The following is a 26,836-nucleotide window of genomic DNA, read 5'->3' as shown; positions in this document are numbered from 1 at the left end:
CGGATATCGTCAGCGCACCCGACGACGAGAGGCGGTTCGGACGGATGGCCAAGCACTGGGCGGACTTCCAGTACGAGATCTATCTGAGCGGGATGTCGGGTGCGGTGCCCCGGTTGCCCACCGACCTGACCCGGCTGGAGGAACTCACCGAGCAGCGCCTCGGTCCCGGGCCGGTGGGCTATGTGGCGGGCAGTGCGGGCGACGGCAGTACGGCGCGGGCGAACCGGGCGGCGCTGGAGCGGCGCCGGATCGTCCCGCGCATGTTGCGGGACGTCCACGAACGCGACCTGTCCGTCGAGGTGTTGGGGCGTGCCCTGCCCGCCCCGCTGGCCCTGGCCCCGGTCGGCGTCCTGTCGATCATGCACCCGGACGCGGAGTCGGCGGCGGCCCGGGCAGCGGCGGCCCAGGGCGTGCCGTACATCCTGTCGTCCGCCTCCAGCACGCCGATGGAGCAGGTCGCCGAGGCGATGGGGGACGCCGAGCGCTGGTTCCAGCTGTACTGGCCGAAGGACCCGCAGGTGGCGCTGAGCTTCCTGAACCGGGCCAAGGCCGCCGGGTTCACGGCCCTGGTCGTCACCCTGGACACGCCGCTGCTGTCCTGGCGGCCCCGCGATCTCGACCAGGCGTATCTGCCGTTCCTGCACGGCGTGGGCACCGCCAACTACTTCTCCGACCCGGCCTTCCAGGCGGGCCTGGCCAAGCCGGTGCACGAGGATCCCAACGCGGCCGTGCTGCACTTCGTCGGCATGTTCGCGGATCCCGGCAAGACCTGGCCCGACCTCGCGTTCCTGCGGGAGAACTGGGAGGGGCCGATCGTCCTCAAGGGCGTACTGCACCCGGACGACGCCCGCCTCGCCGCCGACGCCGGGATGGACGGGGTCGTGGTGTCCAACCACGGCGGCCGCCAGGTGGCCGGGTCGGTCGCGGCGGCCGACGCGCTGCCGCGGGTGGTGGAGGCGGTCGGTGACCGGCTCGCGGTGCTCTTCGACAGCGGAATCCGCACCGGGGACGACGTCTTCAAGGCCCTCGCACTCGGGGCCCGCGCGGTGCTCCTCGGGCGGCCGTACGTCTACGGCCTCGGCCTGGACGGACAGCCGGGCGTCGAGCACGTGATCCGCTGTCTGCTCGCGGAGCTGGACCTCACGCTCGCGCTCTGCGGACACGCGACACCGGCGACGGTCGGCCCCGACGACCTCTTGGAGGGCCCCGCCTGAGGGAGGCAGGAGGCCTCCGTGAGCGGAGGCCCCCTGGTTCCTAGATCCGGTCCGTGAGCTCCGCGGGCCGGGCCTGCGGGGCCTCGCTCCCGGTGACCGACAGCGAGCCGGGGCCGGCGCTGGAGGTCGGGTCGGTCAGCCAGCGCTGCTGGTCCGAGTGGTCGCGAACCTTGACGACGACGTCGGCGCCCGGATCCTCGGTGGTGGAGGCGAGGGCGAGCTGCTCGTCCCAGCGGGGCAGTAACTCCCCCTGCACGGTGAGGTCGTAGCGCACGTCGTCGGCCCGCTTCGTCTTCTCCCCCGCGCAGGTGCCGAGGATGACCACGCCCGCGTCCCCGCGCGAGTCCAGGCACAGCTCCGGATCCGCCTCGCTGCGCAGCAGACCGTCCTTCTCGTACGACCACTGCTGGGTCCGCTCGGTCGAGCAGGCCGCCAGTACGGTGCCGGCGCCCTCCTTCACCGTGCCCCGGACGTCCAGGCAGAGGTCGGCGGCGGCGTTGCGCAGCCGGGTCACCGCCGGTGCGGTGGGCAGCTGGGCGGTGCCCGGCGTCTGCGTGTCGGCGCCCGGGGCCGAGTTGCCGCCGGTGGCGCTGGTGGAGGCGGCCGGGTCGGCGCCACCGTCGTACGACCACAGCCCGGCGGCGAGCATGGCCGCGAGGAGCCCGGCGGAGGTGAGGCCCACTCCGGTGAGCAGCGTCCGTGAGGACCGCAGGCCCCCGCCCTCGCCGGGAGCGCGGCGGCCGGGGGTGGGTATGCGCGCCAGGATGCGGCGGCGTTCCGCGCCGTGCCGGCCGGTGCCTCGGCTGCGGGCCTCCGTCCGGGGCGTACGCCCGGCGCGCAGTTCGAGATAGCGACGGGCACCCCAGCCGAGCACCGCCTCGGCGATCAGCACGCCCAAACCGCCCTCGAAATGACTCAGCTGTTCCGCGGCGGAACGGCAGTAGCGGCACTCCGCGAGATGCTGCTGGACATCCGGCAGCAGGGCTCCGCCGCGGCGAATCGGAACGTCGAGGAGCCGGTTGTAGAAGCGGCAATCCTTCGTCGGCGCGAGTTCCCGATGGGCATGTACACATCCTTCCCGGAATTTTTCACGCGCCTGTTCGAGCGCCGCCGACGCGGTGTCGGTGGCCATGCCGAGGAGTGCGGCGGGCACGACAATCGACTCCGCCTCCACCTCGGTGTGCCACAGCAGGCAGCGGGCGAGTCCGGGAAGGGACTGGAATGACCGCTCGGCGAGCTTGCGGTTTTCGGGGGTCATGGACTTCGCGGCCCGCATACCGCGGCCGCCGTTCGGTTTCACCAGGTCCGGCAGAACATCGGGGATCCGGTCCTCGGCCGTCCACTCCCTGACCGTGTCCCGCACGGCCACGAGGGTTCTGGGGCGCAGCGCGAGAGCCGGTTCGCCGAGCGCCAGCCGGTCCAGGACCTGGTGGAAGGCGGCCGCGGCCACCATGGAGGCGGTCTCGGACGGGGAGGCGAGACAGATGACCGCGTACTCGTGCGCCGGTTTCCAGTGGCGCGCCATGAGGAGGGCGACGGACTGGGCGGCCTCGCCGTCGGGACGGCCCCTGAGCCGGGCGGCGAGATCCTCGTCGGATTCTCCGGAGGCACCGCCGGGCGGCGGGTAAGGAGGGAGCGGTGGGTGGGGGGTTGGCACTGAGCGGATTCCTTCCCACGGACATGGGACTCACAGAAGTTCTCGTTGCCGAAAAGAAGTGCCGAACGGGGCATCCCTTTTGGGCGCGGGCGTGGGAAGCACGAATTCGCCGACGCCCCTCCACCCCGGTTCCCCACGGGACGAATGCGACCCGGCCCTTGCCCCCCACACAGGTGGTTCACCCTTGCACAAGTCACTCACGGCCAACAAGGGCACCTGAGCAACATCCGCGCCAATTGAAAGATAGTCAGATGGACTCGCAACTGCGTGCGCTCGCACCGGCTTTCGACATTCCATGCGCCCCGTGTGAAACACGCGCACGCGCCGGAGCGCGACGCACGCTCCCCCCGGGCGGCGACCAGTAGTCCACTGGAGGCGGCCCTTCTCGGAGGCCCCGCGCAGGACGGCGGCTCTCCCGCGCGAAACCCCGGCCGCCGACCCCGTTCCTCCCGCCCTCGGTCGGCGGCCCCGGGGGCGGGACGGCCGGGCGGCCTCAGATCTGCCAGGAGCGCAGCCGGTCCGCCGCCCCGTACACATCGGTCTTGCCGGAGATCAGATCGCGGGCAAGGTCGACGAGGGCGCCGTAGGGCGGGTCGATACCGACTCCGCTGACGAACATGTAGGCCACGGCGGTGGCACAGGCGAAGCGGGCGTTGGCCGACGGTAAGGGCTTGAGCAGGGCCAGGGTGTGCAGAAGGGCGGCGGCGCGCCAGGCCGGGTCGGAGTCGACGCCCAGTCGGGGCGGGTCGACGCGATGCCGGGCGACGGCGGCGACGAGGGCCGAGAAGTCGTTGATCGTGGGCTGGTCGGGCAGGACCTCTTCGTGCCGCTGAAGCAGCCAGGGCACGTCGATGTGAACGACGGAAGCCATCGGTCAGCCGACCCGCCCCGCGCCCCTGGCAGCCGGTTCGTCCTCCGGGAAGGCGGCGGCGAACTCGTCGGCGTGGGCGGAGAAGAACCGCCGGAACGCTTCCGCGCCTTCCTTCAGGGCCCGGTGCCGGGCGATGTCGGCCGCGGCGGCCTCCCGCACGAGGGCCTTCATCGACGTACCGCGCTCCTTGGCGATCTGCCGCAGGTCCTCTAGCTCGCGATCGCTGAACTCCACGTTGAGAGCTGGCATGCCTTCACGGTACCGCGCGGGTACTCAATCGTAAATATCCGCAGCTCAAGTGACCCGCCGAGCGGTACCGAAAGGGTGCGAGCACGGTGTCCGATTCCCGCCGGACGCACGACGACGGGCGTCCCACACTCGAAGGCGAGGAGGAAACGACATGACCGTCACCCCCGACCTGGCCGCCGCCCGGGTCGCCGAGACCGAGTGGGCCGCCCTCGCCGCCGAGTTGGACGCGCACGGCTGCGCCCCGACGGCACCGCTGCTGACGCCCGCCGAGTGCCGGGACCTGACAGCGCTCTACGAGAAGCCGGAGCTCTTCCGGACCACCGTGGACATGGCACGCCACCGCTTCGGATCGGGCGAGTACCGCTACTTCACCCACGACCTGCCCGCCCCGGTGTCCGCCCTGCGCGCCGCGCTCTACCCCCGCCTGCTGCCCGTCGCCCGTGACTGGGCGGCCCGGCTCGGACGCCCGGCACCCTGGCCGGACTCCCTGGAGGAGTGGCTGGAGCGCTGTCACGCGGCCGGGCAGGACCGTTCGGCGCAGATCCTGCTGCACTACACGCAGGGCGACTGGAACGCGCTGCACCGGGACGTCTTCGGCGACCTGGTCTTCCCGCTGCAGGTGGTGGTCGGCCTCGACGAGTACGGCACCGACTACACCGGCGGCGAGTTCCTGATGGTCGAGCAGCGTCCCCGGGCCCAGTCCCGGGGCACGGCGACCATCCTCCCCCGGGGCCACGGCGTGGTCTTCACGACCCGGGACCGGCCGGTGCGCGGCAAGCGTGGCTGGTCGGCCGGGGCGATGCGGCACGGGGTGAGCGTCGTGCGCTCCGGCCGGCGGCACGCACTCGGGATCGTCTTCCACGACGCGTCCTAGCCGCCAGGCCCGCCCCGGCCTCAGTGAGGCGTGGGTCACATTCCGGCCGTCGGATGTCACATTCCGGCGCCCCGAAGGCCTCGCAGTAGTGAGCGCGCTACTGGGAGGCCACACGAGATGTCCGAGATCTCCGTTCCCGACACCGAACAGGCGACCGGTGTCTTCGTCGAGCAGCGGGAGCTGTTGTTCGGCGTCGTCTACAACATGCTGGGCAGCGTCACCGACACCGAGGACGTGCTCCAGGACACCTGGCTGTCGTGGTCACGCCGGGGCGCCGGCGGGATCGACAACCCACGTGCCTATCTGGTCCGGATCGCCGTCAACCACGCGCTCCAGCGGCGGGCCGTGGTCAACCGCCGCCGCGAGACGTATGTCGGCCCATGGCTGCCCGAGCCCCTGGTGACCGACGAGGCGAGCGCCGACGACCCCGCGCTGCGCACCGAGTCCGTGTCGCTGGCGATGCTGGTGGTCCTGGAGTCGCTGTCCCCGCTGGAACGCGCGGTGTTCGTGCTGCACGAGGTGTTCGGTTACGCCCACACCGAGATCGCGGAGATCATCGACCGCACCCCGGCCGCCGTACGGCAGTTGGCGCACCGCGCGCGGGCCCATGTGCACGCCCGCCGCCCGCTGTACGAGGCGCATCCCCGGGTCCGCCGGGAGGCGACCGAGCGGTTCGTGCGGGCCGCCGTCGGCGGGGACATAGCGGAGCTGATGGAGATCCTCGCGCCCGACGTGACGGTGTGGACGGACGGCGGCGGCATGCGCAAGCAGGCCCTTCGTCCGGTGCACGGCCGGGAGAAGGCGGCCCGGCTGCTCAACGGGTACGCGAAGCGGGGCGGGGCGCGGGCCCTGGGCCTGGAGTTGCGCTACCGGCGCGTCAACGGCGACGACGCGGCCGTGCTGTTCGAGCACGACTCGCCGTACGCGGTGATCGTCCTGGACCTCACACCGGAGGGCGACCGGGTCTCGAACCTCTTCGTCGTCACCAATCCCGACAAGCTCACGCATGTGCGGAAGGAGGAGGCGTGACTGCCGTGGAACGCCCGGCGGAGCCGGGGAAGGGCGAGCGGCTGTCCGGCTGGCTCGACGGACGGCTCGGCACCCGCACACTCGGCGCGAAGTACCTGCGCAAGGTCTTCCCGGACCACTGGTCCTTCCTGCTCGGCGAGATCTGTCTGTACAGCTTCGTCGTACTGATCCTGACCGGGGTGTGGCTGACCCTGTTCTTCCATCCGTCGATGAACGAGGTGACGTACCACGGCAGTTACACGCCGCTGAACGGCGTGCGCATGTCGGAGGCGTACGCGTCGACGCTGGACATCAGCTTCGACGTGCGCGGCGGGCTGCTGATCCGGCAGCTGCACCACTGGTCGGCCCTGATCTTCGTCGCCGCGATGCTCACGCACATGATGCGGCACTTCTTCACGGGCTCGTTCCGCAAGCCGCGCGAGGTCAACTGGCTGTTCGGCTGGTCACTGCTGTTCCTGGGCCTGTTCGAGGGCCTCTTCGGCTACTCGCTGCCGGACGACCTGCTGTCGGGCACGGGCCTGAGGTTCGTCTACGGCGCCACCCTGTCGGTGCCGATCGTCGGGACGTATCTGGCGATGTTCCTGTTCGGCGGCGAGTTCCCCGGCCATGACATCGTGGCCCGCTTCTACTCGCTGCACATCCTGGTCATCCCCGGCATCATGGCGGCGCTCGTGGTGGCCCATCTGATCCTGGTCGTCTACCACAAGCACACCCAGTTCGCGGGCCCCGGAAAGACCGAACGCAACGTGGTCGGGACGCCGTTCTTCCCGGTGTACCTGGCGAAGGCGGGCGGGTTCTTCTTCCTGGTGTTCGGGGCGCTCACGCTCATCGCGGCGGTGGCGAGCATCAATCCGGTCTGGTCGTACGGCCCCTACCGCGCCGACCAGGTCTCCACGGGCGCCCAGCCCGACTGGTACCTGGGGTTCGCGGAGGGACTGGTGCGGGTGATGCCTGGCTGGGAGGTCACCCTGTGGGGGCACACGCTGATCCTCGGAGTCCTGATCCCGGTCGTGATCTTCCCGCTGCTGCTGGTCTTCATCGGCGTCTACCCGTTCCTGGAGGCCCGGTTCACCAAGGACAAGCGGGAACACCACCTCCTCGACCGCCCGCGCAACAGGCCGGTCCGTACGGCGATCGGCGCGTCCTGGATCAGCCTGTACCTGATCCTGCTGGCGGGCGGCGGCAACGACATCGTGGCGACCCGGCTGCACCTGTCGATCAACACGGTCACCTGGGCCGTGCGGATCGGGATGTTCGTCGTCCCGGTGGTCGTCTTCGTCGCCACCCGGCGGATCTGCCTGGGTCTTCAGCTCCGGGACCGGGAGCTGGTGTTGCACGGCCGGGAGACCGGTGTGATCAAGCGGCTGCCGCACGGTGAGTACGTCGAGGTGCACCAGCCGCTCGATCAGGCCCGGCTCCACACGCTCACCGCGCACGAGCGGCCCGGTGAGCTGGTGGAGCACGCGAACGTCAGCCTTGATCCGCCACGAAGGACGCCATCCGGGTCAGAGCGGAGTTCCAGTTGATGGTGTGCTCGTTGGTCGACCAGGACTGGATGTCGTCGATGTAGCAGAACTGGCCGACGCAGCCCTGGAGTTTGCTCTGTGCGTAGGGGTCCTGGATGCCCGAGTTCGGCCCGCCGGCGAGGGTGCCCTTCGGCGGGTTCGGCATGCTCGGGTCCAGCTGGTGGGCGTACCAACGGGCGTGCTGGTTGTGGGAGTTGACCTCGCCGTAGCCGGTCACGTACGAGATGTTCAGCGCGTTGCGCCCGAAGATGTAGTCGATGCCCTGGAGAGCGCCGTCACGGTACTTCGTGGCGCCGGTGATGTCGTAGGCGGTGGCGATGACGATCCCGTTGTGCAGGATCTGGTGGTTGGAGCCCCAGTCGTAGAGGTTGCCTTCCGGGGCGTACGGCATGCCGTACGGGTGGGCCGTCAGCGTGGCCAGGTAGCGGTCGGCGCCCTTGACGACCGACTGCCGCACCTTGTCCCGGCCGGGCAGCCTGCTCGGCACCGTCGCCAGGTCCAGGCGGGCCGCCGCGGCGGTGCGCGCCCAGTCGTAGCCGACGGGGGTGAAGATGTCGGCGGTGTGGACCGGCGAGGCGAGCACGTGGTCCTGGAACGCCTTCTCCCCCGTGGTGAGATACAGCTCGGCCGCCGCCCAGTAGAACTCGTCGGTGACGTTGTTGTCGGCGTAGGTGCCGCCTCCGGTGCCGTCGCTCTCCGAGGCATACAGGTCGGGGTGGGCGAGTGCCGCGGTCCAGGCCTTGCGGGCGGCCGCCAGGGCCTTCGCCGCGAACGCCTTGTCGTACGGCTTGTACAGGCGGGCGGCCTGCGCGGCGGTCGCGGCCAGGTTCAGGGTCGCCGCGGTGGACGCCGGGTGCAGTTCACGCTTCTGCGGGTCGTCGCTCGGCATGAGCGGCAGGCCGGTCCACTGCTCGTCGTGGATCTTGTGGTGGGCCATCCCGGCCAGCGGCTGCCCGTCCGGTACCTGCATCTTGAGCAGGAACTCCAGCTCCCAGCGGGCCTCGTCGAGGATGTCGGGCACCTTGTTGCCGCTCTCGGGGATGGCGAGGCTGCCGTCGCCGAGCTTCGCGGGCTGACCGGTACGGGCCAGCAGCTCGCGTTCGTACGTGCTCAGCACCTCCCAGGTGGAGATGCCGCCGTTCACCACGTACTTGCCGTGGTCGCCTGCGTCGTACCAGCCGCCGGTGACGTCGAGGGTGTAGTCGCACACCCCCGGCTGACAGGGCACGTCCTTGTCGCCCTGGTTGGGGGCCGTGTTCACGTGCCCGGCGGCGCGTCCGTAGCCCGGGCGCAGGTCGTCGCGGATCGCGATGCCGCTGCGCTGGGTGTAGTAGTACTTCGCCGCGTCGAGCCGGAGCTGTTCGTAGGCGCCCGTGCCGATGTCGAAGGGCCGGCTGGCCTCGCCGTCCGCGACCAGGGTGAGGCCCGCGCCGCGCTTCTTGTAGGCGCCGAAGTCGATGGAGTGGACGTTCTGCCCGGAGGAGACGTCGGTGCCGCGCGGGACGGTCCAGCCGTGGGCGACGATGGTGCCGGAGGCGCTCTTCAGCTGCCAGGGCAGCTTCGCCGTGGCGTCGGTGACCAGGGTGGCGTTCTTCGGCCCGGCGGGCAGATAGGCGACCTGGTTGACGCGCACGCGCGGGCCGGTGTCGGGCTCGTACACCTCGGGCGGGACCCCGCCCAGCAGGGACACGTCGTCCATGCAGAAGCGGAACGGGTCGGCGCTGCCGCCGAGTTGGAGGCCGACCTGGCCCTGGGCGGTGTCGACGGGCGAGGTGAACGTGTAGGAGTAGGAGTTCCCCGAGACGCTCAGCTGGGGGCTCACCTCGAAGTAGGTGTCGTAGGGCGCCACTTGCAGCCCCACGATCGCCCGCAGGACGTGCCCTTCGGGCGAACCGTTCGCGGTGAAGGAGAACTTGTACGACTGCCCCTTCACGAGGGTGACGTCGTTCTGGCCGACAGCGGCGTCCCAGCGGTTGGCGGTGCCGCCCGGCACGTCCGCGCACAGCTGTCCGCCGGACAGGCCCGCGGTGACGTTGCTGGTCGTCCACCAGGGCTCGGTGGTGGTGTCGAAGGTGCCGTTCTTGAGCTGCTCGACCTCGTCGGCGGCGGCCGGGGACGAGGGTGTGGCCACAAGTGCCGTTCCCAGTAAGGCCGTCAGGCACAGCAAGGTGGTTCTGCGTCGTTTCACGCCTGGGCTCCTCCAGTGAGGTGCGGGTGACGCTCGCGATGGGAGCGCTCCCAGATGCGGACGCAGCCATGCTTGTTGCAGGCATGACACTCCGTCAACGGTCCGGACGGGACGGAATCCCGCCCGGACCGTTCTCTCAGACGGCCGGTATCTCCAACTTGCTGATCCGCACGGCCCCCTTGGGCCCGCCCGGCGAGGCACTGGTCATCGTCAGCCGGACACGTGAGCCCCGCACGGAGGCGAAGGTGATCACCGTCGGCTCGTCGGAGGCGGTGGCCCACGCCACGGAGACACCGTCGGCGGGCACATATCGCTTGCCGTCCCACACCTCGGGCTCGACGGAGGCGGGCAGACCGTGGGTCGCGCTCAGCGTGAAGGAGACCTCCGCCCGCTCGAAGGTCCTGGTCCGCCCGAAGTCCACGGAGACCCAGTCCTTCGCCCTCGCCCCGCTGAAGGCGGGCAGCAGCGCGGTGGCGGCCTTGCTGAAGGCGTTGGACCAGCCGGTGGCCGGGTCCCCGTCCAGCATGGCGGCCGGAAGGGTGTCCGGTCGGCCGGAGTAACTCGCGTCCGCCTGCGGGTAGTTCGGGGGCGCCGGATGGTCGGGGGTGAAGACGGCCGGCTCGGTGACGGCGACCGACCGGGACGGCGTGGTACGCACCTTCGCGCTGCCCGCCCGAAGGCCCTCCGCGCTCGCCGTGACCTTCAGGACCCCCGGCTCGGTACCGGAGCGCACGATCGCGAGGGCCTTTCCGTGGAAGGCGGTCCGGGTGGTGGCCTGGTAGCGCTCGGCGCTCTCCTCGCGGCCGTTGTCGAGACCGGCGAGGGAGCCGCCTCTCACCGCGAAGGAGATCAGGTGCTCGGCGTCCGGCACCACCACACCCCGGGAGTCGACGACGTCCGCCGTGACGAAGACGAGCGAACGGCCGTCCGCGGCGAGCGAGGTGCGGTCGGCGGTGAGGCGTACGGCATGGGGCTTGCCGGCCGTGCGCAGCACGTCGGTGGCGACCACCGTGCCGTTCCTGCGGGCCACGGCCTTCAACTCACCTGGCAGGTAGGGCACTTTCCAGGTCAGGTGGAGCTTGCCCGCGCTGCCGTTCGGACTGGTGTAGCTGCCGGGATAGGGGCCGTCGGTGAAGGTCTTGTCGTCGCCGGTGGCTTCCGTGGTCTCCAGGTACACCCGGCCGTCGGTGGTCTTCTTGGTGTCGAAGGCCCGGGTGCCGAGGGATGTGCCGTTGAGGAACAGCTCGACGGTGGCGACGTTGGCGTACGCCCACACCTCGACCGTGTCGCCCTCCGCGTGGTTCCAGGTCATCGGGACGAGATGGACCATCGGTTCGTCGACCCACTGACTGCGGAAGAGGTGGTACATGTCCTTCGGGAACCCGGCGGTGTCGACCGCGCCGAAGAAGGACGCCTTCACCGGGAAGACGTCGTACGGCGTGGGCTCCCCGATGTAGTCGATGCCGGACCAGAGGAACTGCCCGGCGAACCACTTCCGGTCCCGGTCCTTCTTGTGCCCGTACTCGCCGCTCATGGTCCAGGAGGCGAGGTTGTTGTCGTACGACGAGGTGTCCCGCCTGCCCGGCGTGTGGTTCTCGCCGGTGTTGAGGTGCTCGGGTTCCTGGTAGGTGCCGCGGGTCGAGGTCTCGGAGGACGACTCGGACTCGAAGAGGAAGAGGTGCGGGTAGGCGGCGTGCAGCTGGTCCACCGACTTGGCCGTGTTGTAGTTGAGTCCGAGCCCGTCCAGTTTGGCCAGCATCAGGTCGGCCGCCGAGCCCTTGGCGGGCAGGCGGCGGTACTTGTCGGAGCCGATGATCAGCGGGCGGGTGTCGTCGACGGCCCTGATCGCGGCGATGATCCGGTCGGCCATGGCGAGTCCGGCACTGGACGTCGAGTCGGGGATCTCGTTGCCGATCGACCACAGCAGCACCGCGGGCGAGTTGCGGGCCGCGAGGACCATCTCGGTCGCGTCCCTCTCGCACCACTCGTCGAAGAACCGGCCGTAGTCGTAGCGCGTCTTGCCGGTGCGCCAGCAGTCGAACGCCTCCACCAGCATCACGATGCCCAGTTCCTCACAGACCTGGATCATCTCCGGGGAGGGCGGGTTGTGGGAGGTGCGGAAGGCGTTGACGCCCATCGACTTCATGATGGTCATCTGTCTGCGGATCGCGTCGATGCTGACGGCCGCGCCGAGGGCGCCCAGGTCGTGGTGGAGGTCGACGCCCTTGATCTTGTGGTGGGTGCCGTTGAGATGGAAGCCCTCGTCCGGGTCGAAGCGGAAGGTGCGCAGGCCGAACGGGGTGCGGTAGGTGTCGACGAGCTTGCCGCCGCGGCGGAGTTCGGTCTCCAGGGTGTAGCGGTGGGGCGCCGAGATGTCCCACAACCGGGGTTCGGGGACGGTGAGTTCATGGGTCTCCGTCGCCTTCGTGCCGACGGTGATCGTGGTGGCCGTGCGGGCCACGGTCCGGCCCCGGGGGTCCTTGATCCGCGAGCGGATCTCGACCGGCCCCGCCGTGCCGGACTCGTCGACCACCGAGGTCCGCACCCTGACGCGGGCACGCTCGGCGGTGATCTCCGGCGTGGTGACATAGGTGCCCCAGCGCTCCACGTGCACCGGATCGGTGACGACCAGGCGGGCCTCGCGGTAGATTCCGCTGCCCGAGTACCAGCGGCTGCTGGGGAGCCGGTTCTGCACCTTGACCGCGATCACGTTCTCGGTGGTGCCGTCGGTGTGGAGCAGGTCGGTGAGGTCGAGGGCGAAGCCGGTGTAGCCGTAGGGGTGACGGCCGGCCTCGGTGCCGTTGCAGTAGACGTACGAGTCCATGTAGACGCCGTCGAACTCCACCGAGATCCGCTTGCCGGCGAAGGCGGGTGGCAGGGTGAAGGCGAGGCGGTACCAGCCCAGGCCGCCGGGGAAGAAGCCGGTGCCGCTGGTGGTGCCGTTCTCCGTGGTCGGGGCGAGCTCGATGCTCCAGTCGTGCGGCACCGCGACCTCGCGCCACCCCGAGTCGTCGTACCCCGGGGCCGCGGCGTCCGTGTACTCCCCCGTCGGGTCGGTGATCCCGCCCGGGTCGACCAGCGCGAAGCGCCAGCCGTCGCGCAGCGCGACGGTACGGCGGCCGGACGCGTTCCCGGCGGACTCGGCGGCCTGGGCCACCGGGGCGGCCAGGAGCGCGCCCGCGGCCGGGGCGGCCGTGGACGCGAGCAGAACCGATCTGCGAGTGACGGTCATGGCGGCTCTCCCTCATCAGGGCCCAGAAGTACTCACAACTGATCGTGAACACACAGAATCTGACGACGCGCCACTCAGGTCCGTCAAGGGTGCGGAAAGCGCCTTCTGCCCCGGCCGTCCTCTCGGACGGTCCATTCGCCGCCGCGGGCCGCCGCCCCGTACCGGTCGGATCGGCGTTCACCGGCGGGCGGGACGCACTAGGCTGGGACTCGATTTACGCACTTGTTCACTGTGCGTAGGCGCGATGGAGTGGCGACGATGAGGCCGGTGGATCCGTTCGACGATGCCTCGACCGCGCGGGCCGTCATCGACGACCGGGGCGCCGTGGCCAGATGGGGCGTCGGTGCCCGGCGGCTGCTGGGGTACGAGGCCCACGAGGTGCTGGGCCGCCCCGCGGCGGCCCTGCTGGCCGAGCCGGATGCCCTGGCCGCTCTCGTCGGCCCGCGCTGGAGTGGCGATCTCGCTCTGCTGCACCGGGACGGTCGCACGGTCCCTGTCCACCTGCTCGCCCTCCGCAGGCCGCCGCGAGGGGACCGGGCCGACTGGCGGGTCGTCGTCCGGCCCGACCACGCGGAGCTCGACCCGCCGGACGACGTGGTGACCGCGGCCGCGTTGGACCAGTCTCCCTGTCCCATGCTGGTCTGCGACGAGCGGCTGCGCCTGCGGTGGATCAACGGCCGGATGGCCGAACTGATCGATCTGCCCGACCACGAGGTCAGGGGACTGAGGATCACGGACATCGGCGTCCGCCGGGAGAACACGGAGGTCGAGGAACTCCTCGCCGATGTGCTCGCCACCGGGCGGGCACGCGACATCGAGGGGTACGTCCGTCCCAGCGGCCTCGACCGCGGGGCCGGGATGCTGACCCGGATCGCGCCGCTCACCGACGGCTCGGGACGGGTGCGGGGAGCCTGTCTGACCGGACACGACTTCACCGAGCACTACCTCGCCCGGGAGCGGCTCCAGCTGGTCAACGAGGCGAGCGTGCGTATCGGCACCACCCTCGACGTCACCCGTACGGCCCAGGAGCTGGCGGACGTGTGCATTCCGTCGCTCGCCGACTTCGTGAGCGTCGACCTGCTGGACCCGCAGGAGAGCGGCGAGGCCCCGACCGAGCTCGCGGCGCCGGTCGAACTGCGGCGCGCCGCCCACCATTCCGTGGACCCCGGCAATCCGATGGCCGTGATGAAGCCCGGGCACACCGAGGTGTATCCCGCCACCTCACCGCAGGCCGACTCTCTGGTGGCGGGCCGCACCATCGTCGCCACGGTGGCGTCCGGGCGCCTGGACCAGTGGCTCAACTGGAACAGAACCCGCGGCGAGCGGGTCAAGGAGTTCGGCGTCCACTCCACGATGTCCGTACCGATCCAGGCCCGCGGCCAGACCCTCGGGGTCGCGGTCCTCACCCGCTACCGGCGGCCCGACCCCTTCACCCCGGACGATGTGCTGCTGGCCGAGGAGATCACCGCGCGGGCCGCGGTCTGCATCGACAACGCCCGTCGGTTCTCCCGCGAGCGCGAGACCGCCCTCGCCCTGCAGCGCAGTCTGCTGCCCCGCTCCCTGCCGCGCACGGCCGCCGTGGAGGCGGCGTCGCGTTATCTTCCGGCGGCGCGGGCCGGGGTGGGCGGCGACTGGTTCGACGTGATCCCGCTGTCCGGGATGCGGGTCGCGATGGTCGTCGGGGACGTGGTCGGGCACGGCATCCAGGCCTCGGCGACGATGGGCCGGCTGCGCACCGCCGTCCGCACCCTCGCCGACATCGACCTGGCCCCGGACGAACTCCTCACCCACCTCGACGACCTCGTCGTACGGCTGTCCGCGGAGGCCGGCAACGAGGGCAGCCCCGGCGAGGTCGGGGCCACCTGTCTCTACGCGGTCTACGACCCGGTGTCGAGGCGCTGCACGCTGGCCCGGGCCGGGCATCCGGCGCCCGTGATGCTGACGCCGGGAGGGACGGCACGCGAGGTGGATCTGCCCGCGGGGCCGCCGCTGGGCCTGGGCGGGCTGCCGTTCGAGTCCGCCGAGCTGGCACTGCCCGAGGGCAGCGTGCTCTCCCTGTTCACGGACGGTCTGATCGAGTCCCGGGAGCGGGACGTGGACGCCAGTCACGCGCTGCTGTGCGAGGCCCTGGCCGTTCCCTCCGACTCCCTGGACGAGACCTGCGACCGGCTGCTGCACGCGCTGCTCCCGCCGGGCGGCTCCTCGGACGACGTGGCCCTGCTGCTGGCCCGCACGCTGGGCCTGCCCGCCTCCCAGGTGGCGACCTGGGACATCCCGGCCGACCCGGCGCTGGTGGCGCCCGTCCGCAAGCAGGTCGTCCAGCAGCTGGATCGCTGGGACCTGAGCGAGGCGTCGTTCACGGCGGAGCTGGTGGTGAGCGAGCTGGTGACGAACGCGATCCGGTACGGCGCCCGTCCCATCCGGCTGCGGCTCATCCATGACGAGACCACGCTGATCTGCGAGGTCTCCGACACCAACCACACCGCCCCGCACCTGCGGCGCGCCAAGACCTGGGACGAGGGCGGCCGGGGTCTGCTCCTGGTCGCGCAGCTCACCCAGCGCTGGGGCAGCCGGCACACGGCCGAGGGCAAGACGATCTGGGCGGAGATCGGACTCCTCGACGAGGAGTGAGCGAACTTTTCCGGGCCGTTCCGCATCGGGCCTTCATGACGGGGCACAAGGCGCCGTACGCGCGTGTTGCGTGAATTCTCCGGGAGTGTGGAGACATGACGATCAGGTCCCTGGGTGTGCGGCGGGCGGCCCTGCTCGCGAGTTCGGCCGCGATGGTCTGTCTGTCGGCGGGCTGCGGCAGCGGCGACGACACGGCGAGCGCCCCGCGCACGGAGTCCGGCACCACGTCACCGTCCGACGGCACCAGCAGCGCGCCGAGTGGTGTGCCGACCGACGCGGTGAGCAACTCCCTCACCCCGTCCGCACCGCAGTCCCCGGCCGGCGGAACCCGCTGCCACACCTCCGAACTGAGCGCCTCCGTCGGCCGCAACAACCCGGGGGCCGGGCAGGAGAACTTCCCGGTCGTGCTGACGAACGAGTCGAGCCGCACCTGCACTCTGTACGGCTATCCGGGCACCGCCTTCGTCGACGCGTCCGGCAAGCAGCTGGGACCGGACCCGAAGCGCTCCTCCGCCGAGCCCGAGACGGTGAAGCTGGCGCCGGGTCAGAGCGCCTGGGCCGGATTGTCCTTCGCCAACCCCGAGGTCAGCGGGGCGGGAACGGCCACCCCTGCCGCTCTTGTGGTGACCCCGCCGGACGAGGAGGACCCGCTGAAGGTGGCATGGAAGTCCGGGGAGGTCCCGGTGTCCGGCAACGAGTCGTCGGTGCGGCTGATCCCCTTCAGCCCCGGCACCGGAGCCTGAGCGGGCGCGGCCGCGGTCGGGGGCACTGACCGGGTTCTTACCCCGGCCTGATTTCATGACCGGGCACGATCTGCTCGCGTCCCGAAGGATTTGCCCTGAACACCCCGCTCGCCGAAGCCCTGTCCGTCGCCCTGCTCGTCGCCGTACTCGTGTGGGCGGTCCTGCGCCCCTTCGGCTGGCCGGAGGCCGTGGTCGCGGTCCCGGCGGCGGGGCTCGCGGTCCTCACCGGGGCGATCTCCCCGAACCATGCCTGGGCGGAGGCCGAGAGGTTGGGACCGGTGGTCGGGTTCCTGGCGGCGGTGCTGGTGCTCGCGCACTTCTGTGACGTGGAGGGGCTGTTCCAGGCCTGCGGGGCCTGGCTGGCCCGGCGGGCGGCGGGCTCGCCCGGAAGGCTGCTGACCGGTGTGTTCGGGCTGGCGTCGGCGATCACGGCGGTGCTCAGCCTGGACGCCACCGTGGTGCTGCTGACGCCGGTGGTACTCGTCACCGCCTCCCGGATGGGGGCCCGCGCGAAGCCGCACGTCTACGCGTGCGCGCATCTGTCGAACACGGCCTCGCTGCTGCTGCCGGTGTCGAACCTCACCAACCTGCTGGCGTTCGAGGCGAGCGGGGTGAGCTTCACCCGGTTCGCGCTGCTGATGGCGCTGCCCTGGCTGGCCGCGATCACCGTCGAGTACGCGGTGTTCCGGCGTTTCTTCGACGCCGACCTCACCGTCGTGGACCACTCCCCCGAGCCGTCCGAGGAGCCCGCGCTGCCGCTGTTCGCGCTGGTCACGGTCGGCTGCACGCTGGCCGGGTTCGTGGTGGCCTCCGCGTTCGGCGTCGATCCCGCCTGGGTCGCCTGCGCGGGCGCGCTCGTCCTGGCGGGCCGCGCTCTCGCCCGCGGGAAGGCCAGCCCCGTCACCGTGGTGCGAGCGGCGGCACCGGCCTTCCTGGCGTTCGTGCTCGCGCTCGGCGTCGTGGTGCGCGCGGTCGTCGACAACGGGCTCGCCGACGCCCTGCACCACGTCCTGCCCGACGGGACGGGACTCGTCGCGCTGCTCGGGATCGCCGCGCTGGCCGCCGTACTGGCGAACCTCATCAACAATCTGCCCGCGGTCCTGGTCCTGCTGCCGCTCACCGCCGCGGCCGGGCCCGGGGCGGTCCTCGCGGTGCTGCTCGGGGTGAACATCGGCCCGAACCTCACCTACGCAGGGTCCCTGGCCACGCTGCTGTGGCGGCGCATCCTGCACCGGGACGACCACGAGGTGGAGCTCGGGGAGTTCACGCGGCTCGGCCTGCTGACCGTGCCGACCGCGCTCGCCGCCGCGGTGGTGGCCCTGTGGGGCTCGCTGCAGCTCGTGGGAGCCTGAGCGGGGTCAGCGCCCGCCTCCGTACCCGTAGCCACCGCCGTACCCATAGCCGCCGCCGTAGCCGTAGCCACCGCCGTAGCCGCCGGGCTGGCCGCCCCAGTTGCAGTAGTACGGATTGGTGGAGCAGTTGTCACCGGGGGACGGGCTGCTCGGCGGTGTCGGCGTGGCCGTCGGCGTGGCGGACGCCGTCGGGGTCGGTGTGGGCGTCCTGGAGGGCGCGGGGGCGGACTTCGGGGTCGGCGTGGGACTGCTGTCCGCGTCCCAGTTGACCGCCTCCATCTGAGGGTCGGGTTTCGAGGTGTCGAAGACCCAGCGCTGGGCGGGGCCGTCGTCGCGGTTCTTCAGGACCAGCGCGCCGGACCCGTCGGTGGCGGCCGGGGTCAGCGCGAGGTCCTGGTCCCAGCGCGGTACGAGCGTGCCCTGGAGGGTGAAGTCGTAGCGGACGTTCTTGGCGCCGGACGCGGAGGCGCCCGTGCAGGGCGCGAGCCGCACCGAGAAGCCGAGGTGGGAGTCCAGGCACAGGTCGGGGTCGGCGGCGCTGCGCAGCAGTCCGTCCGTTTCGTACGTCCACTGCTGGCCCTCGGCCCCGGAGCACTCGGCGAGCCCGGTCTCGACGCCCTGGGCGATCTTCTTGCCGACGACGCCGACGCACAGCCCGGACTCGACGTTGTGCAGGCGTCCGCGCAGGTCGCCCTGGCGCGCCTCGCTCGCCCCGGCCCGGGACGGGTCCGTGGTCGAGGAGGCCGTGTCGGCGCCGGGCGCCTCGGAGGGGGCCGCCTCGGCCGGGCCGCTGCCGTCCGAGTGGAACGAGGACCACATGACCAGGGGGAGGACGACGAGCCCGCTCACCGTCAGGACGGCCGCGGTGAGGTTGCGGCGGGAGGTACGGCGAGGGGCCCTGCGGGCGGAGTGACGGGAGGCGGAGCGCGCACGGCCACGGGGGCCGGGGGCGGCGGGCGCCGTACCCGTGGGGGCGGGGCCCTGGCCCGGGGCGGCGGGCGGCATCGGAACGCCGAAGGCCTCACCCGCGAACGGTCCGCTCGGCGCGTGTCGCTGCGCCTCCTCTGCGGCTCCCGCGTCGTCGACGCTCATCCGTGATTCCACGTAGGCGGCGGCGCCCCAGCCGAGCACGGCCTCGGCGAGGGCGAGGCCGAGCTGCCCGTTGAACTGGTGCAGCTGGTCGGCGGTGTGCATGCAGTGCCGGCACCGCTGCAGGTGCTCACGCAGATCGGGGTCGAGCTCGGCACCGCCGCGCCGGAACGTCACGTCGAGCAGCCGCAGATAGTGCCGGCACTCCTGCTCGGGGGCGAGTTCGCGGTGAACCTGGAGGCACTCCTCGCGCAGCCGCTCGCGGGCCCGGCGGAGTTCGACGCCGGCGTCCTCCTCGTCCAGGCCGAGGAGGGCCGCGGGGACGCCGAGCGGCTCGGCCTCGACCTCGGTGTGCCACAGCAGACAGCGGGCCGACTGCTGCAGCCGCTGGAAGGCACCGGACAGCAGACGCCGCTCGGCGGGGGGCAACAGGCGGGCCGCGGCTCTGTCGCCGCCCGCCTCGGTTCTCAGCGCGGGGTGGAGCATCTCCCGTCGGCCGTCGGAGTCCCACTCGGCCGCGATCCGGCGGACGGTGACGAGCAGATGGGGCCGCCAGGCGGCGGTCGGACCCGTGTGGCGCAGAGATTCGCCGAACAGGCGCGTGAACGCGGCCGTGGTGAGCATGCCCGCGGGGCGGGGACCGTCGGTGCACAGCCGCGCGTAGGCGAAGGCGGCTTCCCAGTGCCGGTCGAGGAGTTCACCGACGGGCTGCAGGGCCGGCGTCGTGCCGCTCCACTTCTTGAGCTCGGCGCTCAGCTGCTCGTCCGTGACGTCGTACGGGCGAACCGGAGACGGGGAATTCGACAGGCCTGCGTCACTCACGGCGGCATTTCCTCCCGAGGGCATGCTGCGTTGCATAAAGTCCATACCAATGGGTACGTCCGCCTGGGACAGCTCTTTTGAAGCGTGAAAGGCGTACAGAGGGGGTCAAGAGCACACGGGGGAAATATCCATTGTCCGTGCGCTGACAAGGCACACCTTTACACAGGTCAGGGACGCCCAACAAGTGATCCCACGGTTTTGCGCATCCCGTTCGCCCGGCACAGATAGACGATTCGTCAGCACCGGCGCCTCAAGGATTGCCGTTCTCCTGATTTCGCAATTGGAAACAGGATTCAGTTAACTCCGCGAAGAGTTCCAGGAAACCATTGAACCTCCACTACACAGCGCATCCGAGTGGCCCCATGATGTCATGCCTCAACCATTGGGCCTGCGGCCCGGTATGCCCCGGGCGGAGTCCCGTAGCGGGCACGGAAGACCCGGTTGAAGTGGAAAGGGCTGGCGAAACCGGAAGCGGCGGCGACGCGTTCCACGGACAGGTCGGTGCTCTCCAGCAGTCGGGCGGCATGGTTCAGGCGCGCCTCGCGCAGCTCCCGCATCGGTGACCGGCCCAGCTGCCGGGTGAAGAGGTGGGCGAACCGGGAGGGCGACAGCGACACTTCGGCGGCGAGCGACCGCACGGTGTGCGGGGCGCCGGGATCGGCCGCGATCAGCTCCTGGGCGCGCCGCACCCGGGGGTCGACGCCGGCCCCGGTCCGGGCCCCGAGCGCGGCGCCCGCGGTGAGCAGGACGACCTCCTCCAGCGCGCACAGGGCGAGTTCGCGGGCGGTGGTGCCGTGGGCCACGGCGACGGCGACCCGGTCGTCGGCCGGTGCGGACGCGGGCGGGGCGGTTACGGGCGGGGTGCCGGTGCCGGTCCAGCGGGCGTCGGCGAGCATCCGGTGGAAGGCCGCCTCGATGCGGGCGTGCGGGCCGTCGCCTCCGGGGCCCGGGGTGACGACGTACATGCCGTCGCCCCTGCCGTGCGGCCCGAGCCAGGCGGTCCAGGACGGCCTGGCTCCGCAGTGCGCCCACCAGAACCGCCAGTGGTCGGCGCCCTGTTGGACGCCGTAGCGGTGCGGGGTGCCGGGGGCGAGCACCACCAGGTCCCCGGCACCCGCCCCGGTCTCGGTCCGTCCCTGGCGCAGGGTGCCCCGGCCGCCCACCGTCCAGGTGAGCAGCCAGCTGTCGGCGCCCCGCGGTCGCTGGACGGCGTAGCCCGGGAGTTCGTCGTAGCGGCCGACGACCACGAGACCGGGTGGCGGGCCGGGGTCGCCGTGGGCGGCAGTCTCGGGCAATCCGTCGGCGGTCACGGGCATCCTCCTCGGGCGGGCTGCGGCCTAGCGTGACGAGTGGAACACATCGCACGAAGGAGGGGACGGATGACAGTCACAGGCATCGAGACGGGGCTCCGGCAGTTCCAGGAGAACGGCTTCATGGTCGTTCGCGGGCTGTTCGCACGCGACGAGATCGACCGGCTGTGCGGCGAGTTCACGGCACTGCACTCCGGCGGCCCGGTGCCGGGGCATTTCGAGCCGAGTGCGCCGAGCGAGTCGACGGATCCGCTGCGGAGGTATCCGCGGGTGATGCAGCCGCACGAGATCAACGACCTCGCACTGCGCTTCCTGCTGGACGCCCGGCTGCGGGAGGTGCTGGAGACGCTGCTCGGGGAGGAGGCGCTGGCCGCGCAGAGCATGTTCTACTTCAAGCCGCCAGGAGCGCGGGGGCAGGCGCTGCACCAGGACAACTTCTATCTGCGGGTCGAACCGGGCACCTGTGTCGCGGCCTGGGTGGCCTGCGATGTGATCGACCGGGACAACGGAGGGCTGGAGGTCGTCCCGGGCACGCACCGGATGGACCTGTTCTGCCCGGAACTCGCGGACTCCGAGGTGTCGTTCGCGCGGGAGTACGTGGCACCGCCACCGGGGCTCGCCGCGGTTCCCGTCGACATGGCGCCGGGGGATGTCCTGTTCTTCAACGGAAGCCTGGTGCACGGCTCGCAGCCGAACCGCACGGCCGACCGGTTCCGTCGGTCGTTCATCGGGCACTACGTGGGGGCTTCCACCGAGCGGATCGGGCACTACTACCGGACGTTGTCGATGAGCGGTGCGCGGGTGCCGTTGCCGGAGAGCGAGGGGGCGGGGCCGTGCGGCACGGAGTTCGCACCGCACGGGCCGCACTAGTCAGCTGTGGCCGACGATCGGACGGGTCGTGTACGGCCCCTCCAGTTCCTCGATCTCCTTCTCGCTGAGCTCCAGTTCGGCCGCCGCCACGGCGTCCTCGATGTGGTGCGGCTTGCCCGCTCCCACGATCGGGGCGGCCACCGTGTCCTGGGCCAGGAGCCAGGCCAGGGCCACCTGGGCGCGCGGGACGCCCCGGTCACCGGCGATACGGGTGACGGCCTCGACGATGGTGCGGTCGCCCTCCTGGTAGAGGCGGCTGCCGAAGTTGTCGGTGGAGCTGCGGTCGGTGACCGTGCCCCAGTCCCGGGTCAGGCGGCCGCGGGCCAGCGGGCTCCACGGCAGCGCGCTGACGCCCTGGTCGGCGCAGAGGGGCAGCATCTCGCGCTCCTCCTCGCGGTAGAGGAGGTTGTAGTGGTTCTGCATGGACACGAACTTCGTCCAGCCGTGCCGCTCGGCCGTGTACTGCATCTTGGAGAACTGCCAGGCGTACATCGAACTGGCCCCGATATAACGCACCTTGCCCGCCTTCACCAGGTCGTGCAGCGCCTCCATCGTCTCCTCGACCGGGGTGTGCGGGTCGAAGCGGTGGATCTGGTAGAGGTCGACGTAGTCGGTGCCGAGGCGCCGCAGGCTGTGGTCGATCTCCGTCATGATCGCCTTGCGGGACAGTCCGGCGGCGTTCTGCCCGGACCGCATCGGGCCGTTCACCTTGGTCGCGAGCACGATCTCGTCGCGGTTCGCGAAGTCCGTGAGGGCCTTGCCGACGATCTCCTCACTGGTGCCGTCGGAGTAGACGTTCGCCGTGTCGAAGAAGTTGATGCCCGCGTCCAGGGCCTGCCGGATCAGTGGCCGCGACGCCTCCTCGTCGAGGGTCCACTCGTGCACGCCGCGGTCCGGCAGGCCGTAGGACATGCAGCCCAGACAGATCCGCGAGACGTCCAGGCCCGTCGAACCGAGCTTCACGTACTGCATCGTTGCTGCTCCTGACGTCGAGAGAGGTCCGAAGTGGAGCGTACGACTTCGCGCTTCAGCGTCTTCCCGGCTCGACCAGATCCAGCGCCCGTTCCCATCCGAACTCCTCGCCCTCGGCGCCCTGGTAGGGGTGCCCGAAGCGCACGCCCATCCCCCGCAGCCGGATCAGGCTGTCCTGGTAGGCGGGGTGACCGGCGAGGTCGTCGGAGACACAGGTCAGGACGCCGATCGGGACGCCCCGGCCGGCCACCTCGCACAGCGTGCCCACCGCGAGGGTGTCGGCGATACCGGCCGCCCACTTGTTGATCGTGTTGAAGGTGGCCGGGGCCACCACGACCGCGTCCGGGTCCGGGAAGGGCCGCGGCTCCCCCGGCCGACGCCACGCGAAGCGGATCGGGTGGCCGGTGGCCGCCTCGACGGCCGCCGTGTCGAAGAAGCCGTTCATCGCGGTGGGCGTGGCGATGACGCCGACCTGCCACTCCCGCTCCTGCGCGGCGGTGATCAGCTTGCCGACATCCGCCGCGATACCGGCGGCGCACACGACGACGTACAAGAAGGGCGGTATCTCGTCCTGTTCGGTCACGGCGGAACCCTACTGAAGCGGGAAGGACAGCCCCCGCTCGGTTTCGGGGCGGGGCCCGTGGATCCGGCGCTCCTTCTCCTCGATCGGCACGTCGTTGATGCTCGCCTCGCGCCGGGTCATCAGCCCGTGCTCGCCGAACTCCCACAGCTCGTTGCCGTACGACCGCCACCACTGCCCTTCGGTGTCCTGGCACTCGTACTGGAAGCGGACCGCGATGCGGTTGCCGTCGTAGGCCCACAGGTCCTTGCGCAGCGCGTACTCCCGCTCGCGCGCCCACTTCGCGGTGAGGAACTCGACGATCTCGGCGCGCCCGGTGACGAAGGTCCCGCGGTTGCGCCACACGGAGTCCTCGGAGTAGGCGAGGGCCACCCGCTGTGGATCGCGGGTGTTCCAGGCGTCCTCGGCGGCCTGCACCTTCTGGGCGGCACTCTCGCGGGTGAAGGGCGGCAGGGGCGGGCGATCGGTCATGTCATCCTCCGTGGCCGAGGCGGCCGGGACAGGGGAGAACGTGCGTTCTCCAGGGTGCTGCTACCGTAGGAGAACGCTCGTTCTCACGTCAAGGAGTGGTCGTCCATGGACAGCGCAGTGGCCCGCGAGCGGGTGCTGGACGCCGCCGAGGAGCTGTTCTACGGGCGGGGCATCCAATCCGTCGGCATGGACGACATACGGGGCGCGTCCGGCGTTTCCCTCAAGCGGCTCTACCAGCTGTTCCCGGCGAAGGAGCAACTGGTGGAGGCCTATCTGGAGCGGCGGGACGGCCGGTGGCGGGGGCGGCTGGCCGAGTTCGTGGCACTCCGGTCGGCCCCTGAGGGACGGATCCTCGCCGTCTTCGACTGGCTGGAGCAGTGGTTCGGCGAGGAGGGCTTCCGCGGGTGCGCGTGGATCAACTCGTACGGCGAACTGGGCGCGACCTCGGACCGGGTGGCGGCCCAGGTCCGCGCCCACAAGGGGGCGTTCGGGGACTACCTCGCCTCACTGGTGGCCGCCGCCGGGCGGCCCGCGGCGCTGGCCGGGCCGCTCTTCCTGCTCGCCGAGGGGGCCATGGTGACCGCGGGCATCACGCGCAGCACACGGCCCGCGGCGCAGGCGCGGGAGGCGGCCCGGATGCTGCTGGAGCCGCGCTGAGGTCAGGCGGCGGCAAGTGCCGTCGGCGTTCCTGATCGCACCGCGCGCGGTGGTGACCCGGGCGGGCTGCTGGACATGCCGGCCCCGTACGTGGTGCGCCGGGCGGACCCGGCCGCGCTGCCGCCCGGGGTGCCGGTGGAGCTGCGGGGCGCCCGCACGGTGGCCGAAGGGACCGTGGCGCTGCGCGAGCGGTCCCGGTTCGCGACCGTCGGCCTCGTCGTCGCCCCGCGCGGGCGGCTGCTGTTCGCGCTCACCGTCACGGTCGAGGGTGGGCGGATCACTTCGCACGACGTCGTCATCGAGCCCGCCCGGCTGCGGCGGGTCGAGCTGGGGGTGCTCGACCCGCCTGGCCGGATCAGCTCACCGTCTCCGACACGGTGATGGCGGCGACGGGGCATGCCCGGGCCGCCTCCCGGACCATCGGGTCGCCGCCGCCGTCCTCCCGGCCGGGCAGGAGTGTGCTGAAGCCGTCGTCGTCCTGGGTGAAGACGCCCGGTGCGGCCAGAGCGCACTGGCCCGCCCCGATACAGGCGTCCTTGTCGATGTCGATGTGCATGGGCGGGCCTCTTACCAGGTCACGGGGAGTTCCAGCATCCCCTGGATCGTGTCGCCGGGTTTGAAGGGGATCTCGTCGGCGGGGGCGGCGAGGCGGAGGGTGGGCAGCCGGTCGAAGAGGGTGCGCAGGGCGATCTCCAGTTCGGCGCGGGCGAGGTTCTGGCCGAGGCACTGGTGAATGCCGAAGCCGAACGCGATGTGGTGCCGGGCGGGGCGGTGCCAGTCCAGGCTGTCCGGATCGGCGTAGACGTCCTCGTCGCGGTTGACGACCGAGGTCGCGAAGACGACTCCCTCGCCCGCCCGGATCGTCGCCCCGGCCACGTCGATGTCCTCCAGGGCCATCCGCAGCAGTCCGTCGGCGATCGACAGCATGCGCATCAGTTCCTCGACGGCGTTCGGGATCAGCCCGGGATCGGTGCGCAACTCGGCCAGCCGGTCGGGGTGTTGGAGGAGGGTGTAGGTGCCGAGCGAGATCATGTTGGCGGTCGTCTCGTGGCCGGCGACCAGCAGGATGATCGCCAGCGCGATCAGTTCCTCGCGGGTCAGCTCTCCGTCCCGCAGCTGCCGGTGGACGAGTTCGTCGAGTACGCCGTCGCCGGGCTTCGGCTGTTTCTGCTTACGGTCGATCAACTCGTCGAAGTACTCCTTCAGTTGATCGCGGGCGTCCATGACGTCCGCGGCCGCGGGGCCGCGCAGCAGCCGTCGGGACTGCCCTTCGAAGAAGTCGTGGTCGGTGTAGGGCACGCCGAGCAGGGCGCAGATCACCGTCGACGGGACGGGCAGCGCGAAGGCGCTCACCAGCTCGGCGGGCGGTCCCTGGGCGATCATGGCGTCGATGCGTTCGTCGACGATCCGCTGGATGCGGGGACGCAGTTCGGTGGCCCGCCGGAGCGTGAAGCTGGGGACCATCATGCGTCGCTGGACCCGGTGTTCCGGGTCGTCGACGCCCAGCAGTGCGGCCCTCCGGTTCTTGATCGCCGCGAAGCGTGCCGTGGGCGCGGGAAAGCCGTCGCGGGTGCGGTCGGTGGAGAGCCGGGGGTCGGCGAGCAGGGCGCGAGCGGTCTCGTGTCCGGTCACCAGCCAGGCCGGACGGCCGTCGAAGAGCGTGATCCGGGACAGCGGGCGGGCGGCGCGCAGGGGTTCGTAGCCGGTGGGCGGGTGGTAGGGGCAGGTCCGGTCCTGGGGGAAGGCGACAGGTTCCGTTTCCGTCATGGAAGACCTCGCAGACGAAGGGTGCGTCGTGCAGATCTTCATTAGATGCTCGGGGCATCTATAGGGCGACGAGAAGTTCGGCCAGATCGGTGGCGGGGGCAATCTGGCCGGAGATCGACGCCGTGGCGGTCCCGGGTGTACCACCATGTGCGGGGGGATGATTACCGTTCAGGACGGTGTTGCAGTCCGTACGAGAACCCCGTAGCAGACGACGAGGAGACGGAAACCATGCCTCTTGAGGGCGAGTACGAGCCCAGCCCGACCCAGTGGGTGCGTGAGCAGGTGGAGCTGTACGAGAGCTCCGGCGGCACCAAGGGGAACACGCTCATGGACACGGGGATGCCGGTCATCGTGCTGACCACCCGGGGCGCGAAGAGCGGCAACATCCGCAAGACACCGCTGATGCGTGTGGAGCACGACGGGCGTTACGCGGCGGTGGCGTCGCTGGGCGGCGCGCCCAAGCACCCGGTCTGGTACCACAATGTCAAGGCCGACCCGCATGTCGAGCTCCAGGACGGCTCGGTCAAGCGGGACTTCACGGCCCGCGAGATCACCGGCGCGGAGAAGGACGAGTGGTGGGAGCGGGCCGTCGCCGCGTACCCGCCGTACGCCGACTACCAGAAGAAGACGGACCGGGTGATCCCGGTCTTCGTCCTGGAGCCCGCCGAAGAGGACTGAGCGACTTCGAGAAATTCTTCCGCCGAAGACGCATGAACCGATTTCGGCCGGGCA

Annotated in this window: 23 protein-coding genes; 11 read left to right on the top strand and 12 right to left on the bottom strand. The window is 71.1% G+C overall.

The window, feature by feature from the left end; translation table 11 throughout:
• Positions 1-44: 44 nt before the first annotated feature.
• Positions 45-1,214 carry a lactate 2-monooxygenase gene (locus tag RNB18_RS00700; RefSeq protein ID WP_311712154.1) on the top strand — a complete coding sequence of 390 codons (1,170 nt, stop codon included), beginning with the start codon at positions 45-47 and terminating at the stop codon, positions 1,212-1,214.
• A 40-nt stretch (positions 1,215-1,254) separates the two neighbouring features.
• On the opposite strand, the gene RNB18_RS00695 is transcribed toward RNB18_RS00700, so the two are convergent.
• The 3 genes from RNB18_RS00695 to RNB18_RS00685 all read right to left on the bottom strand — a co-directional run bounded on the left by RNB18_RS00695 (position 1,255) and on the right by RNB18_RS00685 (position 3,991).
• Positions 1,255-2,871 carry an RICIN domain-containing protein gene (locus RNB18_RS00695; protein WP_311712153.1) on the bottom strand — a complete coding sequence of 539 codons (1,617 nt, stop codon included), beginning with the start codon at positions 2,869-2,871 and terminating at the stop codon, positions 1,255-1,257.
• Between the two features lie 493 nt (positions 2,872-3,364).
• Positions 3,365-3,742, bottom strand: coding sequence for a hypothetical protein (locus RNB18_RS00690; protein ID WP_007386606.1), 378 nt, complete (start codon positions 3,740-3,742; stop codon positions 3,365-3,367).
• Between the two features lie 3 nt (positions 3,743-3,745).
• Positions 3,746-3,991 (bottom strand): hypothetical protein, encoded by a 246-nt coding sequence (locus RNB18_RS00685; RefSeq protein WP_057612978.1) that lies wholly within the window; start codon positions 3,989-3,991, stop codon positions 3,746-3,748.
• A gap of 151 nt (positions 3,992-4,142) precedes the next feature.
• On the opposite strand from RNB18_RS00685, the gene RNB18_RS00680 reads away from it, so the two are divergent.
• The 3 genes from RNB18_RS00680 (at position 4,143) to qcrB (ending at position 7,420) form a co-directional block, all read left to right on the top strand.
• Positions 4,143-4,865: a 2OG-Fe(II) oxygenase gene (locus tag RNB18_RS00680; protein WP_311712151.1), complete on the top strand. Its 723-nt coding sequence runs from the start codon at positions 4,143-4,145 to the stop codon at positions 4,863-4,865.
• 117 nt (positions 4,866-4,982) lie between these two features.
• Positions 4,983-5,894 carry an RNA polymerase sigma factor SigJ gene (gene sigJ / locus RNB18_RS00675; protein ID WP_311712150.1) on the top strand — a complete coding sequence of 304 codons (912 nt, stop codon included), beginning with the start codon at positions 4,983-4,985 and terminating at the stop codon, positions 5,892-5,894.
• Positions 5,891-7,420 carry a cytochrome bc1 complex cytochrome b subunit gene (gene qcrB, locus RNB18_RS00670; protein WP_311712149.1) on the top strand — a complete coding sequence of 510 codons (1,530 nt, stop codon included), beginning with the start codon at positions 5,891-5,893 and terminating at the stop codon, positions 7,418-7,420. The genes sigJ and qcrB overlap by 4 nt, the downstream gene beginning before the upstream one ends.
• On the opposite strand, the gene RNB18_RS00665 is transcribed toward qcrB, so the two are convergent.
• Entirely contained in the window at positions 7,365-9,608 is a 2,244-nt protein-coding gene (locus tag RNB18_RS00665; RefSeq protein ID WP_311712148.1) for a glycoside hydrolase family 9 protein, read from the bottom strand. The genes qcrB and RNB18_RS00665 overlap by 56 nt on opposite strands.
• A 136-nt stretch (positions 9,609-9,744) precedes the next feature.
• Positions 9,745-12,840: a glycoside hydrolase family 2 TIM barrel-domain containing protein gene (locus tag RNB18_RS00660; protein WP_311712147.1), complete on the bottom strand. Its 3,096-nt coding sequence runs from the start codon at positions 12,838-12,840 to the stop codon at positions 9,745-9,747.
• A 258-nt stretch (positions 12,841-13,098) separates the two neighbouring features.
• Between RNB18_RS00660 and RNB18_RS00655 the strand changes: the two genes are divergently transcribed.
• From RNB18_RS00655 to RNB18_RS00645, 3 genes are all read left to right on the top strand, one after another.
• Positions 13,099-15,471: a SpoIIE family protein phosphatase gene (locus tag RNB18_RS00655; protein ID WP_311712146.1), complete on the top strand. Its 2,373-nt coding sequence runs from the start codon at positions 13,099-13,101 to the stop codon at positions 15,469-15,471.
• 95 nt (positions 15,472-15,566) lie between these two features.
• Positions 15,567-16,214, top strand: coding sequence for a DUF4232 domain-containing protein (locus tag RNB18_RS00650; protein WP_311712144.1), 648 nt, complete (start codon positions 15,567-15,569; stop codon positions 16,212-16,214).
• 95 nt (positions 16,215-16,309) lie between these two features.
• Positions 16,310-17,566, top strand: coding sequence for an SLC13 family permease (locus tag RNB18_RS00645; protein WP_311712982.1), 1,257 nt, complete (start codon positions 16,310-16,312; stop codon positions 17,564-17,566).
• Positions 17,567-17,572: 6 nt separating this feature from the next.
• Here RNB18_RS00645 and RNB18_RS00640 read toward each other — a convergent pair whose 3' ends face one another.
• Positions 17,573-19,477, bottom strand: coding sequence for an RICIN domain-containing protein (locus tag RNB18_RS00640; protein WP_311712143.1), 1,905 nt, complete (start codon positions 19,475-19,477; stop codon positions 17,573-17,575).
• Between the two features lie 368 nt (positions 19,478-19,845).
• Complete coding sequence (locus RNB18_RS00635; protein ID WP_311712142.1) at positions 19,846-20,793, bottom strand: helix-turn-helix domain-containing protein; 948 nt, start codon at positions 20,791-20,793, stop codon at positions 19,846-19,848.
• Between the two features lie 63 nt (positions 20,794-20,856).
• On the opposite strand from RNB18_RS00635, the gene RNB18_RS00630 reads away from it, so the two are divergent.
• On the top strand, positions 20,857-21,657 hold the full coding sequence (locus RNB18_RS00630) for a phytanoyl-CoA dioxygenase family protein (RefSeq protein ID WP_311712141.1): 801 nt from the start codon (positions 20,857-20,859) through the stop codon (positions 21,655-21,657).
• On the opposite strand, the gene RNB18_RS00625 is transcribed toward RNB18_RS00630, so the two are convergent.
• The 3 genes from RNB18_RS00625 to RNB18_RS00615 are packed head-to-tail and all read right to left on the bottom strand — an operon-like array spanning position 21,658 to position 23,680.
• Positions 21,658-22,629 (bottom strand): aldo/keto reductase, encoded by a 972-nt coding sequence (locus tag RNB18_RS00625; protein WP_311712140.1) that lies wholly within the window; start codon positions 22,627-22,629, stop codon positions 21,658-21,660.
• A 55-nt stretch (positions 22,630-22,684) separates the two neighbouring features.
• Entirely contained in the window at positions 22,685-23,212 is a 528-nt protein-coding gene (locus RNB18_RS00620; protein ID WP_311712139.1) for a flavoprotein, read from the bottom strand.
• A gap of 9 nt (positions 23,213-23,221) precedes the next feature.
• Positions 23,222-23,680 (bottom strand): nuclear transport factor 2 family protein, encoded by a 459-nt coding sequence (locus RNB18_RS00615; protein ID WP_311712138.1) that lies wholly within the window; start codon positions 23,678-23,680, stop codon positions 23,222-23,224.
• A gap of 105 nt (positions 23,681-23,785) precedes the next feature.
• Between RNB18_RS00615 and RNB18_RS00610 the strand changes: the two genes are divergently transcribed.
• Together RNB18_RS00610 and RNB18_RS00605 are read left to right on the top strand one after the other, a co-directional pair.
• Positions 23,786-24,337 (top strand): TetR/AcrR family transcriptional regulator, encoded by a 552-nt coding sequence (locus RNB18_RS00610; protein WP_311712137.1) that lies wholly within the window; start codon positions 23,786-23,788, stop codon positions 24,335-24,337.
• Between the two features lie 75 nt (positions 24,338-24,412).
• Entirely contained in the window at positions 24,413-24,718 is a 306-nt protein-coding gene (locus tag RNB18_RS00605; RefSeq protein ID WP_311712136.1) for a hypothetical protein, read from the top strand.
• Here the strand turns inward: RNB18_RS00605 and RNB18_RS00600 are convergent.
• Both RNB18_RS00600 and RNB18_RS00595 read right to left on the bottom strand, forming a co-directional pair.
• Positions 24,693-24,893, bottom strand: coding sequence for a ferredoxin (locus RNB18_RS00600; RefSeq protein WP_311712135.1), 201 nt, complete (start codon positions 24,891-24,893; stop codon positions 24,693-24,695). The genes RNB18_RS00605 and RNB18_RS00600 overlap by 26 nt on opposite strands.
• Positions 24,894-24,904: 11 nt before the next feature.
• A complete protein-coding gene (locus tag RNB18_RS00595) occupies positions 24,905-26,104 on the bottom strand; it encodes a cytochrome P450 (protein WP_311712134.1) in 1,200 nt (399 codons plus the stop codon).
• A gap of 228 nt (positions 26,105-26,332) precedes the next feature.
• Here RNB18_RS00595 and RNB18_RS00590 point away from each other — a divergent pair, with 228 nt between their 5' ends.
• Positions 26,333-26,782, top strand: coding sequence for a nitroreductase family deazaflavin-dependent oxidoreductase (locus tag RNB18_RS00590; protein WP_311712133.1), 450 nt, complete (start codon positions 26,333-26,335; stop codon positions 26,780-26,782).
• The last annotated feature ends 54 nt before the right edge of the window (positions 26,783-26,836 follow it).

Origin of the sequence: Streptomyces doebereineriae, assembly GCF_031845645.1 — a bacterium.
GTDB classification, from domain to species: domain Bacteria; phylum Actinomycetota; class Actinomycetes; order Streptomycetales; family Streptomycetaceae; genus Streptomyces; species Streptomyces canus.
Note: the sequence above shows the minus strand (reverse complement) of the source record. Positions and strands in the feature narration are given on the sequence as shown.